The sequence below is a fragment of the Blautia sp. ZXY-1-C6 genome (assembly GCF_056339875.1).
On sequence record NZ_JBWJVQ010000031.1, the window covers coordinates 1 to 12,478 of the forward strand.

A 12,478-nucleotide genomic window follows, 5' to 3' on the forward strand; every position below is an offset into this window, starting at 1 on the left:
CATGTCCGGCTGCCAAGCAGGAATCCGCCAGACTGCGCATCCAGAATATACCATTTGCCGCCAACTCTTACCTGATTCCACTGATGGCTTGGGTTACTTGCCTTGGAGTCTGCGTGTACATATCTGCAGTCTACTCCGATTGCATCACAGAGTGCTTTCATGGCTCTGGCATATCCGGAGCATTGTGCTTCTCCATATACCAATGCACCCCAGGCGGTGTTTGCATAATTATACTGCCAGCCTTTATAAGCGTAGCTGCAGTTGCTGCGGAGATAATTATATGCAGTCAGTACCCTGTCATAGTCTGACATTCCTTTACGGATGTAATTGATCTTGAAACTCTGGACAACACTCCGGACCTGTGCCAGATGCTGCGCGTCCAGATACGGACCGTAGACGCTGCCATACTGATAATCACCTTTTACAGTTGCTGTTTTTAAGGTGATCTTTCGGGCTTTGCTTTTGGAACTGTAAATATTTTTGCCCTTTATGACTCTGTACGCCAGCACTCTGTACTGATAAGTCTTTCCGGCCTGTACATTTTTGTCAGTTGTGGAGATTACATTTCTTTTTTTGACATTTTTCAGGAATGACCACTTTCCGTTATCATATCGGTACACCCTGTAGCCGTCTGCCTGTGCGATATAGCTCCAGGAAAGATTTACGGTTTTATTGTCCGTGGAGTAACACTTGTAAAGCTCCGGTGTCTGCAGATTGGCCTTTACATCAATGATATTTGATACAATCTCCACGCTATATTCTCCGCTGTCCGGATCATACACCATGTCGCCATAGACCAGTCTGTAGGAATATTGATGTCCGGCTTTTGCCGTAGTATCTACAAAAGTCAGATTTCCCTCCACGCATGTATCATGGGAATAGCACTGTACCTTGAAATTATCCCCGTAGTTCATATACAGATTGTCACCAAGGACTTCCCAGAAGTCTCCTATTACCCTGAAACTATCCAGTTTTTCTAATTTTCCACCTTGAGATACCGGCTTTTCTGAACGATAGATGTCTATTCGATTAGAGTCTGGAGTGGCTACCTCTGCCTTAAACTGAATCTGACTTGCCTCTATAGACTTTCCGTCATATATTTTCAAGAGTTTTGTATCTTCTCTTTGCGCTGCATTTACCGTAAAACCTGTTCCGAGACATATCCATAATGTCATTATTATCAGCAAAAATATTGATTTCTGTATAAATGAGTTTTGTTTTCTTTCTTCTAATTTCATGGTTTTCCCTCTTTTATTTTGATGTAATTCCTTGAGAATGCCCGGTAGATACAACTTAGGCTTGAAAAGGATTCATGTCCTGCAACGACCAGACAGAAATTACATTCCTAATTTCTGTTTGGTATTTGAAAGTTCTTTTCTTATTAAGTTGTTATTTGATGACTGAGCAAAGCTATACCATGTAGCGTTTGCATGATATTTCTTGTAATAAGTTTCATACATATTTCCTGAGGTTTTCTTGCCGTCCATATACCAGTCTCCTTCCATTGCATCCCCCTTCCATATGAACTTGTGGACCAGTCCAACAGACCCATCTTTTTTGGTTCCATAGTAATAATTATCCCCACACGCATTACCAGTTAGCTCTAACAGATATTTTCCGTTGTATTTACATATACCCAAACCTCCAAAATATGGCATATTGTTTCCAGACCATGAAATACGTGAGGTAACCCGTTTTGCAGATTTTCCGCCATACTTCCACAATTCTACATGATATTGAACTTTGTCTTTGTTATACCTTTCTGTTTGGTATGTCAGGATAAGTTCGTTGATGCCGTCATTATTGAAATCCAACAATTTGGCATAGCATAGTCCCGTCCAAAACTGTTTCTGCTCATTTAATTGAGCTTCCCCATATTTTTTCTCATAACTTTGTATCAGATTCCGGTAAGCTGAAGTTGGATCTTTGATATTTCCTTCTTTTTTGACCGTTACCTTGCAGACGAGATTGTAAGTATCGCCATACTGTTTAACTTTACACCTGATATAAGTTGTACCGGCTTTTTTTGCCTGGATCTCGCCGGAAGAATTGACTTTTGCTACCTTCTTGTTATCAGAAGAATACTTTACGTTTGACAAATAACTGATGCCTGTACAAGGGAACTCTTTTTTCTCCTTTACTTTCAGTGTGATCTTTGTGGTATCCGTATCCGGCTTCAGGGATGCAAGTTTTACTTTCTTTTTCGTCCAGAAAAATACAAAGGGAACCATATGCAATAATCAATGCATCCGCATCTGCGAACGCCTGATAATCATAAACTACATTGAACTGATAATCATAATCATCTTCCGTATCTTCGCCAAAATAAGATTTATAGTAATAACTACTGTGAATCCCAAGAAAAACAGAACATTTACGTCCATAGACTTAGCTGCATGAAAAATACCCTGCATCAGATTCATCGTATGCGGTGAATTTGCATTTCCGATCATTACACCAATCGTATACCTTTTCTCCATACGTATGCTCCCTTTCCACAAGTCTTTGTTTTCGTTTTATTTTACAATATTTTTTACCATCATTCAATATATTTTAGTTGTTTTTACCAAATTATTTAAATATCTGCAACCCCTTTCCCGTTTACAGGATTCTACGCCTCATGCGGAGCACTATATATCACAGGTACATTACGAAGTAATTTCCTGCGACATACAAAAATTACCGCCAGGTCTATTTCAATCCGCGGTAATTTTCATTTTCTGTTATTCAGATTTCATGATCAGTAGATTGTCACTGCCATAATTATATATACAAGAATAGATACCAGACAGTACATGGAGTTTGTTGTGGAAACATAAGCGCTTCCTTCTTCATCTTTCATAAAAGTCTGCATACTGAATGTGGCCGGTGCTGACATATAACTGATAATTGCAAGATTGACCAGCCGATCATCACCTACCAGATAATGTACAGCAACAAGAACTCCTGCGATCATCACTGCCTGAAGCAATACACGTAAGATGATCGTGGCAATGCATGGCTTTAATAATTTCGCATTCAGTTCCATGCTGTATCCCACTACCAGTAAAATAATGGCAGTCACAGATGTGGTGAGAATATTTTCCACACTCTGGTACACGCCTCCGAAAGGACTGTCTAAAACTGCAAGGATCACCTTCGATAATCCTGCAATAATTCCCAGGATACTTGCAATAAATGCCGGAGTCTTTAATGCACTGAAAAACAGTTTTTTCACATCAATCTTCTCACCGTTTTCCACCTGTCCCAGCATTCCCATATATACACTGAATCCAAACAGCAGTCCGGCAATATCCAGAACTGCAATACGGGAAAGATTTTCACTGCCACAGAGGCTTGTATATAACGGATAGGCCATAAGTCCCCCTTCATATACGCTTACCATAAACGGTAGATATTTCTGATAGGTTCCTTTCAGAAATGGCTTCAGCAAAAAGCCCAGACCAAAGGATACTACCAGCATTACAAACATGATCAAAATCAGGATTCCGGTTTCTTTATTATATTCCGCTGTTGCCAGAGCATGAAAAATAGCAACCGGAAGCATAACATTCGTTACAAGCACCTTCATGTTATTGATTCCGTCTCTGGTCAGAATCTTCCATTTTCTGCACAGCATACCGACCACGATCATAACCAGTACAGGCAGAACAATTTCTAATACATTCACTTTTTTACTCCTCCTAATATATAACTCAGCTTTGTTTATTGTAACTCAAAAAAACATTTTTCGCCACCTATACTTTCTGTTGTATTTTCACTTTTTTGCAGTTATAATTTTATGTGAATTTACGAAAAAAAAGGAGAACTTAAATGAATACTTTCAGCATTCTGACTGCTCAGATCGGAATGTTCGTGATCTACATGCTTGCAGGCGTGATCCTGATCCGCACACGGGTTATGAACAGAGAAAATCTTGAAGTCATTTCAAAATTTGTAATAAAACTGGCGCTTCCTGTAATGATTTTTATCAATACTGTAAACGGAGTGGAACGTAAAACTCTTTTTCATTCACTGAGCATTTTTCTGATTGCGGGAATTATGTATATATGTCTGTTTTTACTCAGCTACATATCTGGTATTTTTTTTCATCTGCATGGTAACCACAGGCAGCTTTACAGTGCCATGAGCGTATTCGGAAATGTGGGATTTATGGGTATTCCCATAGTAACCAGTATTTATCCGGAAAACGGTATGCTCTACATCTGTGTATTTACCATTATTGATCAGCTCATGCTGTGGACAGCAGGTGTACGCCTTACTTCAGGTACAGACAGTCAAAAAAACCGTTTTGATTTCCGGAAGCTGATCAATCCTGTTACTGTTTCCATCCTTCTTGCTGTGATCTGTGTGCTGACAGGAATCCGGCTTCCTGATGTTCTGAACAATTCCCTTCAGAAAATCGGCCAGACCGCCACACCTCTCGCAATGATCTATCTTGGCGGTGTTTTCGCCTGTATCGATGTACTGAAAAATATCCAGAGACTGGATTATTATGGAATTGTCATCCTAAAAATGCTTTTGTTTCCGCTTTTCTTCTATGTATTACTTGGATATCTTCCGGTTTCTTCAGAAATCCGCACTACCATGGCTCTGACTTCTGCAATGCCAGTTATGTCCTCTGTGGTAATGATGGCAAATACCTACGGATCAGATGGCGATTATGCAATGGGTGGAATTCTTGTTACAACTATCTGTTCTGTTTTTACACTTCCATTTATTTACTGGATTTTTCATTTTATCGGATGATTTAAATATAATACTTTTTTATAAATATTTATAAATTTCATTTATAAAAAAGTGTGGTATACCAACTCTACGACAGCGCTTTCCGCATTCTGGATATCCGCAACAATCTTCTGGAGAATTTCACCGGTTCCAGAAAGCAGATCATTGATCTGGCAGCCTCCACCATTCCTTCTTCTTATCTCCTTCCTGAACTTCTCGCAGGTTTTGGCAGAATGTATCCTGATGTATATTTCCATTCCTGGCAGACAGACAGTTCCGGCGCTATTAACCGTGTACTGGATGGGACCGTAGATCTGGCTTTGACAGGACAGAATACAGGAGACGACAGCTGTGTATTTATTCCCTTCTGTCAGGATAATATGGTGATTGCTACCCCTGTGAATGATCATTATTTAAACTTAAAACAAAAAGAACAACCTGTTGTTTTTCAGGACTTTATCAAGGATCCTGTTATCATCAGGGAAAAAGGCTCCGGAACCAAAAAGGAAATGGATATTTTTCTGGAAAATGCCGGTATTGAACCTTCCAGTCTGAATGTAGTAGCCCGCATGAATGACCTGGAATCAATCAAAAAATCTATTGTAAACGGGCTTGGATTTTCCATTCTTTCTGCCAGATCTGTCGTTGACCTGCAAAAAACAAAGCAGATTCTTCTGTTTCCATTAGAAGAATCTGCTCACAAACGCAGTTTTTATATTGTTTACAGTAAAAACAGAATTCTGAAATCCCATGTACGCCAGTTCATTCACTATGTAAAAGAATACTATCAGACAGTCTGATTAATATTCTGATATTTTTTTGGCATCCAATTTCCCTTCCATGCATAGATAAGCATGAGTACCATTCCTACAGCCCATGAAACAGGATACAGTACATATATAATATCAATGCTGGTAAAATGTGGAACCACAAACTGAATCCACAGAATACGGAACAGGCATAATGCAAGCAGCATCACTACCATGGGAGGTACCGTCTTTCCTGTTCCGCGAATGGTTCCTGCCAGGGAATGCATAATTCCCAGAAGGAAATAGAACGGGCAGAAATATTTCATTGCCTGTGCCCCATAATAGATTACTTCTTTATCACTGCTGAAAATCCCTATGATCGGTCTGGAAAAGGTCAGCAGGAGAATTCCTGTCACAATCGTATAAAGCACGCTCATTCCAAGAGTTACTCTCAATCCTTTCCTGATTCTGTCTGTTTTTCCCGCACCATAGTTCTGACCGGTAAAAGTCGTTGCTGCCATACTAAAACTCATTACCGGCAGAATGTTAAACCCATCTACTTTCAGGTATGCACCAAAACCCGCCATTGCACTGGCTCCGAATCCATTGACACCAGATTGTACCAGTACATTTGAAAAGGAGATTACCGTGTTTTGAATTGCAGTCGGCAGACCTACCTGGATAATCCGTCCTGCCATTGTTCTATCAATGGAAAGTTTCTTCGGATTTATGCGGTAAATATCCGGAACTCTCATCAAAAACCATAATGCAAAAATGCAGGAAAGTACCTGGCTGATATCTGTTGCAATTGCAGCACCCTCGACTCCCATGTGCATTCCGCCGATAAGCCATAAATCCAGAAAAATATTGGAAAACGAAGCTACTGCCAGATACATCAGCGAACGTCTGGAGTTACCTACTGCATTCAGGATCCCCGCTGCCATATTATAGATGACATTAAAAACCAGTCCATAAGAATAAATTCTCAAATACAGAACTGACTGATTCATTACTTCTTCCGGAGTTCTCATCCACCTGAGAATTGCAGGTGAAAATACAATTCCAGCGATAGTAAGAACAATTCCCAGAATAAGCGCAAGCATCAAGGCTGTATGTGCAGAACGCTGAACGCCATTCTCATCTCCTGCTCCATAAAACTGGGATACAATAACTCCCGCACCTGCAGATGCCCCCATACTGAATGCAATCAGCAGACAAATCAGCGACGTACTGGAACCAACTGCAGCCAGTGCATTGCTGCCCACAAAATTTCCTACAATAATTGAGTCCACTGTATTGTACATCTGTTGGAGCAGATTTCCCAGTATCAATGGAATAGAAAACAGAAAGATCTGTCTCCAGATGGTCCCTTCTGTCATGGTACTGATCGATTTTAACTTCACACTCTTACTCTTTTCATATGCTGCCACTCTCATTCCCCCATTCATATATTATTGCTGTTCACAACGCGTCCGGCAGCACCCTTCGGCATTCCTATTATAAAATATTTTATATAAAAATCAAGCCGCCACTATTTATAGCATTGCATTTCCTGTCAGTTTACTGTACAATACTTTTATATTGTAAAGTACGAAACAGGAGGTAATTTATTATGGCTTTTGATATCACACCTTATGTAGATATGTCCCCAAAGAAAGTTCGTGAACTGATCCGCAAGGGAGTTATTGATTTCCCCACTGCAGGAATGTGCCGTGGCTATGCACAGGCAAATATGGATGCCGGCATCAGCAGTATGACTGCCAGCATCAGCATTGTCAGGAATGAAATTCTTTTTCTTTTCATGTAATTAAAGCCTCCTTTTATCGTGCGTTTTCCAATTCTCTCTCAATCCATGTCATGATCACATCGACAAGATACTCCTGCTGCACCTGACTCAATTCCCGGCCGGGTTGTATCTTGTGCCATTTGCGGATGCATTCCCGGCAGCAGGTCGCAGTTGCATGCTGTGCGATGAATACCGGGTGACCGCGCATGGGTGTCTGTTTTCCATCATTTGGGATATATGCAGGAGCCTCCCGTTTTGTAATGAAATCCTCTGCGTGTTTCCGGATCGTATCCAGTCCTTTTTCATGAATATAATCAATATCATTCTGCTTAAGATGAAATCTGCTCCGAAATCTGGAGTTTTCAAGTCTCTCGAACAGTTGCTTGTACCATTCATCCTTTGTCATTAAAACTCACCACTTTCTATGAAAACAGACTCTGCTGTTCATATTCCGTCTGTCGGTTAAGCAGAGTCGGTGTCTGGCGCAGAAGTACAGGCATTTTGTTATTATCAAACCAGTCTGTGATTTGTTCCCTTTCCAAGATTAAAGGCATGCGATCATGGATTTTTTTCATGGAATTATTCGCTGTGGTAGTCAGGATCACAAATCTTCGTTCATTCTCAAACCAGTCACAGAATCCTGCCATATACAGCACAGAGGAATCCGGTCTGGTAAAGGTACTCTTTTCTTTCAGGGAATTCCATTCATAGAACCCACCTGCCGGAATCAACAGCCGGTGATATAAGATTCCGTTCTGAAAAGAAGGTTTATCCATGACGGTTTCCACCCTTGCATTGATGACCGGATTTTTACCTTTTGACAGGGGATATCCCCATCTGCACATACCCAGTTCCAGTCTATGTTCTGACTGTCCAATGACCGGTGCGACATCGGTCGGACGGATATCTCCTTGTGTCAGCCGGATCCTCCCATCTATGTTCTGTACCACTCTGGAAATCTCCTCCATCATATCGAGATCTATATAATATCTGCTGCACATATTCTCTCCTATTTTAGAATCTTTCTTATCTGCATATCCTTAGCTTCCGGATAAAGCTGCTTCATATAATCAACAATTTTTCCCCAGGATGTCCGCGGATCTTCCTTATAACAGGAAGTAACATGGTCATATCCATAAATGTGTTCCGGAGAAGAATACACAGCCACATCCCAGCCGTACTCCACGCCTTTTTGATTGATCCTTTTCCGAAAGTCGCAGTTACACAGATATGTCTGCATCATAAGGCTGGTAATGGCTCCGTCAAATCCCTTTTCGCCATCTTTTCCAAATCCAGCCAATTTTTTCAATTCGTAGGAGTAGATTTCTGCATCATTTTCCATAAAATGATCCATAATATTCTTATGTTTGATCGGTGCTTTTTCATCCTCAAACAGAGCATCAAAATCATAGCCGTCCCTGCGATAGTTGGCAAATACCGGCAGCCATTTTTTGGAAATAAACCCGGCTTTTTTGGCAAAGAATTTTCCGTAAAGAACATCATGTCTTTTGGCAATGGCAATCCTCCATCTCCACGGATCCCTCACCGGATCATCAGACCACCAATATTCTGCCACTGTCCGTTCCTCCAGAGAAAACCCCGGAATTTCGTTCTTAAAAAGAGGAAGAAAACCAACCCGGTTGATATATTCGACTGCTTCATCCACATCGTGGATGCATTTCGGATCATCCCATGTTACTCCATGAATGATCCATTCCCCTGCTTCGTTTCCCATGACTTTCTCCTTTCTGTATTTTGCTGTCTTAAGTATACCACACATTGACAAGGCAAGACAAAGATATATATTTTTATCGAAAAAATTGATGACATTTTTGTTACTGTTCATACACAATGTCATTAACTTAAGCAATTTGCCAATACTGCATTGATGAAAATATCAGCAGAAAGATTTAATTATGATAAAAAAGGGAATATTGAGGGATTAAGATGCAATGTCTTGCTGAAATTCGGGTATAACAAAAAGACAAAATCAATATTTAATATTGAAATTTGTCTAAAGATGAAATATAGTAATATACCACCTTCTGCAATAACTGGTTTATCCACCATTTTTGTGTTAATATAAAAGTAATAAAATACATTTAAGCACAAAAAGGGTGTAAATATTATGGATATTTCAGATTTTGTTAAGAAAGCAAAAGAATATAATGTTCTTGGAATCAAAATTTCAAAAGATAATGAACTTGCAGCAGAGTGGTACAGCGAACCGGAATGCAGAAGGAATATTTATTCTGCAACAAAGAGTTTCACATCCTGTGCAGTTGGCTTTGCTGTTCAGGAAGGGCTGATCGATCTTAATGAAAAACTAACAGAAGCATTTTCAGGTGACTTGCCGGAGTGTATAGATGAGAACCTGAAAGAAGCAACTGTTCGTGATCTTCTTACCATGTGCCTTGGACAGGAGAAGGGCAGTCTGATGGGAGAACAACGACCTTTATATGAAGAAGATAACTGGGTAAAAATGTCTCTGGCTATTCCCTTTAAGTATAAGCCGGGTACGCATTTTGTGTATAATAACGTTGGTCCCTATCTGGCAGGCATTCTTGTACAGAGACGCTCCGGCTGCGATCTTGTTTCTTACCTTACATCCAGACTTTTTTCCAAAATTGGAATAAAACGTCCTACATGGGAGACTGATCCACTTGGAAACAGTTTTGGAGCCGGCGGATTATTTCTGACCCTTTCTGAACTTCACAAATTTGGACTGTTTTATCTTAATAAAGGCAAGTGGAATGGAAAACAGATACTGTCTGAGAAATGGATAGAAGAAAGTACAAAGGCAGCTGATGTTGGATACTATGGTTATCTTTTCTGGCGTGGTGAATATAATTCTTTCCGGGCGGATGGAAAATACTCCCAGATATCTATGATCCTTCCGAAAAAAAACGCAGTCGTTTCGTTTGTTTCAGAATGTCGCAGGGGAGACGAACTTCTGAAGACAGTTTATGAGCTTGTCTGCGCAAAACTGTAATATCTTTTCTCCGCGGAAAACCAGACTCCTCAACATCCTAAACAACTTTTTTCCAGGTATGCAAAAAAACACTTTCCTTTTCTGAAAAAAAGCAATATAATGCTTCACGCAAGAAGATGGTTCTGCCGGCGAAATAAATCCGACCAGAAGAAAAGGTTATCGCTGACACCATCTATTCTGTTTTGCAAAATCTGGCATATTACAGAGAAATAAGAAATGAGGAAATATAGTGAAAAGAATATGTATAGCAATTTCATCAAACGATAAAGACACCACCATGCACCTGGAGATCTATGCACCGGAATATAAGGGCGATCTCAAAGGCCTGATCCAGATCTGCCATGGAATGACAGAATATATGGGAAGATATGTGGAATTTGCAAAGTATTTTACCAGCCGCGGATACATTGTCTTTGGCAATGACATCATCAGCCACGGACACAGCACCACACCAAGATCATCCTGTTTGTACATTAATGACTGGAACGACACAGTTAAAGATATGGTATCAGCAAGGGAATATGTTGTCCGGAAATACCCAAACCTGCCTATCTATCTTTTGGGATTTTCTCTGGGTTCCTTCATTGTAAGGACAAACGCTGATCTGACTCCCTATAAAAAAGAAATCCTGATCGGTACCGGTGCGCAGTCCGCTTTCCTGATGAGGATAATGAGAACCTGGATCGGGAAAAAATATACCGGAAAGATGTCCTGTGCTTCTGATAAGATCTATGATCTGATGTTCGGTACATATGGCAAAAAGTTCAAAGGCAGACCGGCCAATTACTGGCTCCTGACGGATAATGAAAAGAGAAGGGAGTACGCTGATGACAGTCTTGTTCGTCAGGATGTGTCTCCTGCTTTTTTCTGCGAGTTTTCCAAAGGCATGGAATGTGCCAGCCGAAACCTAAAAAATCCGAATAATACCATTCCAACTTTATTCCTGTATGGAAAAAAAGATCCGGTATCCGGTTTTGGAAAAGGCGTCCGAAAGGTATATAAAGCATACAAAGAAAACAACCCGGATACGGAGATCAAGAAGCTTTCCCGGAACTCACGATATCCTGCATGACTCCGGATATGAATCGGTATTTAAGGCAATCGCCGATTATTTGAGAAAATAATACTACAATCAGAACCCGATGCTCTACCCTGAAAAGCTGCTCCAGTCGTGCCGGGCTGTCCAGTCGCCCTTCGTACTCCTCTTTATTCTCCGCATGTATAATAAACGGAGCAATATCTGCCTGCAGGCATTGCACAAATGCAATGATGCGGGCTACCTTATAACATGAGAAAAGCATTAAACAAGGAGACTCACGCCAAAACTATGAATCTCCTTGTTTAATAAAGGTTCGAAGTATCCCTCCGGGTATATCTATATCTTATTTTTGATTAATCTCTGCGAATCAGCAGCATCAATTTTTAATTCTATTTTTTCGCCTTTTTTAAGTTCTTTCCATTGAGAAAAATCCATTTCATATCTTCCTGTTTCGGTCTTGCCCTTCTTTTTCTCATATGTAGTGGTCACAAAATAATGCTCTTCTTCTGCTCCTGTTCTCTGTCCGTCTTTAAGTTTCGGTTCCGGCCAGGAAGGGTTCTGATCATTGCCGGAACTTTTTGCAGTATCGACAACCGTCCATTTGTCTATTTCATAGTAATATTTTGTAGCATACACAGGCTCCTTCCGGTAGACTGGTTTTTCTACATCTTCGGTGCCAGGCATGACATCATGCCAAAAATGATTGCTGCGAAGATTCCCAGAATGAGCAGCACCCGCCTCAGCAGTGGCTTTTTCTTTGGTGTATTTTGGGGGATATTTTTCTGGCAGGATTCTTTTTTCTCTTCTTTCTTTCGTTTCTTTTCCTCTTCCTGCTGCCTCATCTCGAAGTAGTTTCTCTCCGAATCTTCTTTTGTGGCACCACAGTTTTTGCAGACATTCAGATCGTCGCTGTTAAGACTGCCGCAAAAGCTGCACTGCCAGTCCGGATTACGGCTGATCTTTTCTGCTTCCTCCTCAGAAACATATTTAATTTCATCCGGCATATAGAATTTTGTATTTTCGTCCTGCGGATGCCCACAATCGGGACAGGTTTTTTGACCGGCTCTAATCCTTTTATTCCCACAAAACGGGCAATCCCAGAGACCTTCGATTATCTTTCCCATACAGACTCTCCTCTTCCTTCCCTCAATAACAATTTCAACAAGTATTTAGATTTCTCTTCA

At 40.6% G+C, this 12,478-nt stretch carries 15 protein-coding genes; 5 read left to right on the top strand and 10 right to left on the bottom strand.

Annotated elements, in window-relative coordinates; translation table 11 throughout:
• From AC075J_RS01490 to AC075J_RS01505, 4 genes are all read right to left on the bottom strand, one after another.
• A partial coding sequence (locus tag AC075J_RS01490) for a transglutaminase domain-containing protein (RefSeq protein WP_476389883.1) occupies nt 1-1,238 on the bottom strand: 1,238 nt, incomplete at its 3' end.
• Nucleotides 1,239-1,337: 99 nt separating this feature from the next.
• Nucleotides 1,338-2,237 carry an Ig-like domain-containing protein gene (locus AC075J_RS01495; protein ID WP_044952094.1) on the bottom strand — a complete coding sequence of 300 codons (900 nt, stop codon included), beginning with the start codon at nt 2,235-2,237 and terminating at the stop codon, nt 1,338-1,340.
• A 42-nt stretch (nt 2,238-2,279) separates the two neighbouring features.
• The gene (locus AC075J_RS01500; protein ID WP_008704289.1) at nt 2,280-2,480 is read right to left on the bottom strand and encodes a hypothetical protein; all 201 of its coding nucleotides are present in this window, start codon (nt 2,478-2,480) and stop codon (nt 2,280-2,282) included.
• A gap of 260 nt (nt 2,481-2,740) precedes the next feature.
• Nucleotides 2,741-3,670: an AEC family transporter gene (locus AC075J_RS01505; protein WP_008704291.1), complete on the bottom strand. Its 930-nt coding sequence runs from the start codon at nt 3,668-3,670 to the stop codon at nt 2,741-2,743.
• A 143-nt stretch (nt 3,671-3,813) separates the two neighbouring features.
• Here AC075J_RS01505 and AC075J_RS01510 point away from each other — a divergent pair, with 143 nt between their 5' ends.
• Nucleotides 3,814-4,749, top strand: a complete 936-nt coding sequence (locus AC075J_RS01510; RefSeq protein WP_008704293.1) for an AEC family transporter — start codon at nt 3,814-3,816, stop codon at nt 4,747-4,749.
• A gap of 53 nt (nt 4,750-4,802) precedes the next feature.
• Complete coding sequence (locus tag AC075J_RS01515) at nt 4,803-5,528, top strand: LysR substrate-binding domain-containing protein (protein ID WP_008704295.1); 726 nt, start codon at nt 4,803-4,805, stop codon at nt 5,526-5,528.
• Here the strand turns inward: AC075J_RS01515 and AC075J_RS01520 are convergent.
• Entirely contained in the window at nt 5,516-6,907 is a 1,392-nt protein-coding gene (locus AC075J_RS01520) for an MATE family efflux transporter (RefSeq protein ID WP_020993855.1), read from the bottom strand. The genes AC075J_RS01515 and AC075J_RS01520 overlap by 13 nt on opposite strands.
• A gap of 182 nt (nt 6,908-7,089) precedes the next feature.
• Here AC075J_RS01520 and AC075J_RS01525 point away from each other — a divergent pair, with 182 nt between their 5' ends.
• Nucleotides 7,090-7,284 (top strand): hypothetical protein, encoded by a 195-nt coding sequence (locus AC075J_RS01525; protein ID WP_008704297.1) that lies wholly within the window; start codon nt 7,090-7,092, stop codon nt 7,282-7,284.
• 13 nt (nt 7,285-7,297) lie between these two features.
• Here AC075J_RS01525 and AC075J_RS01530 read toward each other — a convergent pair whose 3' ends face one another.
• The 3 genes from AC075J_RS01530 to AC075J_RS01540 are packed head-to-tail and all read right to left on the bottom strand — an operon-like array spanning nt 7,298 to nt 8,998.
• Nucleotides 7,298-7,669, bottom strand: coding sequence for a DUF4186 domain-containing protein (locus AC075J_RS01530; protein ID WP_008704298.1), 372 nt, complete (start codon nt 7,667-7,669; stop codon nt 7,298-7,300).
• Nucleotides 7,670-7,685: 16 nt separating this feature from the next.
• Nucleotides 7,686-8,264, bottom strand: a complete 579-nt coding sequence (locus tag AC075J_RS01535) for an SOS response-associated peptidase (RefSeq protein ID WP_008704299.1) — start codon at nt 8,262-8,264, stop codon at nt 7,686-7,688.
• Nucleotides 8,265-8,272: 8 nt separating this feature from the next.
• Nucleotides 8,273-8,998: an AlkZ-related protein gene (locus AC075J_RS01540; RefSeq protein ID WP_020993854.1), complete on the bottom strand. Its 726-nt coding sequence runs from the start codon at nt 8,996-8,998 to the stop codon at nt 8,273-8,275.
• Nucleotides 8,999-9,391: 393 nt separating this feature from the next.
• Here AC075J_RS01540 and AC075J_RS01545 point away from each other — a divergent pair, with 393 nt between their 5' ends.
• Together AC075J_RS01545 and AC075J_RS01550 are read left to right on the top strand one after the other, a co-directional pair.
• Complete coding sequence (locus AC075J_RS01545; RefSeq protein ID WP_022381000.1) at nt 9,392-10,255, top strand: serine hydrolase domain-containing protein; 864 nt, start codon at nt 9,392-9,394, stop codon at nt 10,253-10,255.
• Nucleotides 10,256-10,484: 229 nt separating this feature from the next.
• A complete protein-coding gene (locus tag AC075J_RS01550; RefSeq protein WP_476389884.1) occupies nt 10,485-11,327 on the top strand; it encodes an alpha/beta fold hydrolase in 843 nt (280 codons plus the stop codon).
• Between the two features lie 303 nt (nt 11,328-11,630).
• Here AC075J_RS01550 and AC075J_RS01555 read toward each other — a convergent pair whose 3' ends face one another.
• Complete coding sequence (locus AC075J_RS01555) at nt 11,631-11,930, bottom strand: hypothetical protein (RefSeq protein WP_476389885.1); 300 nt, start codon at nt 11,928-11,930, stop codon at nt 11,631-11,633.
• Nucleotides 11,931-11,956: 26 nt separating this feature from the next.
• Nucleotides 11,957-12,418, bottom strand: coding sequence for a zinc ribbon domain-containing protein (locus tag AC075J_RS01560; protein ID WP_008704309.1), 462 nt, complete (start codon nt 12,416-12,418; stop codon nt 11,957-11,959).
• Nucleotides 12,419-12,478 lie beyond the last annotated feature (60 nt).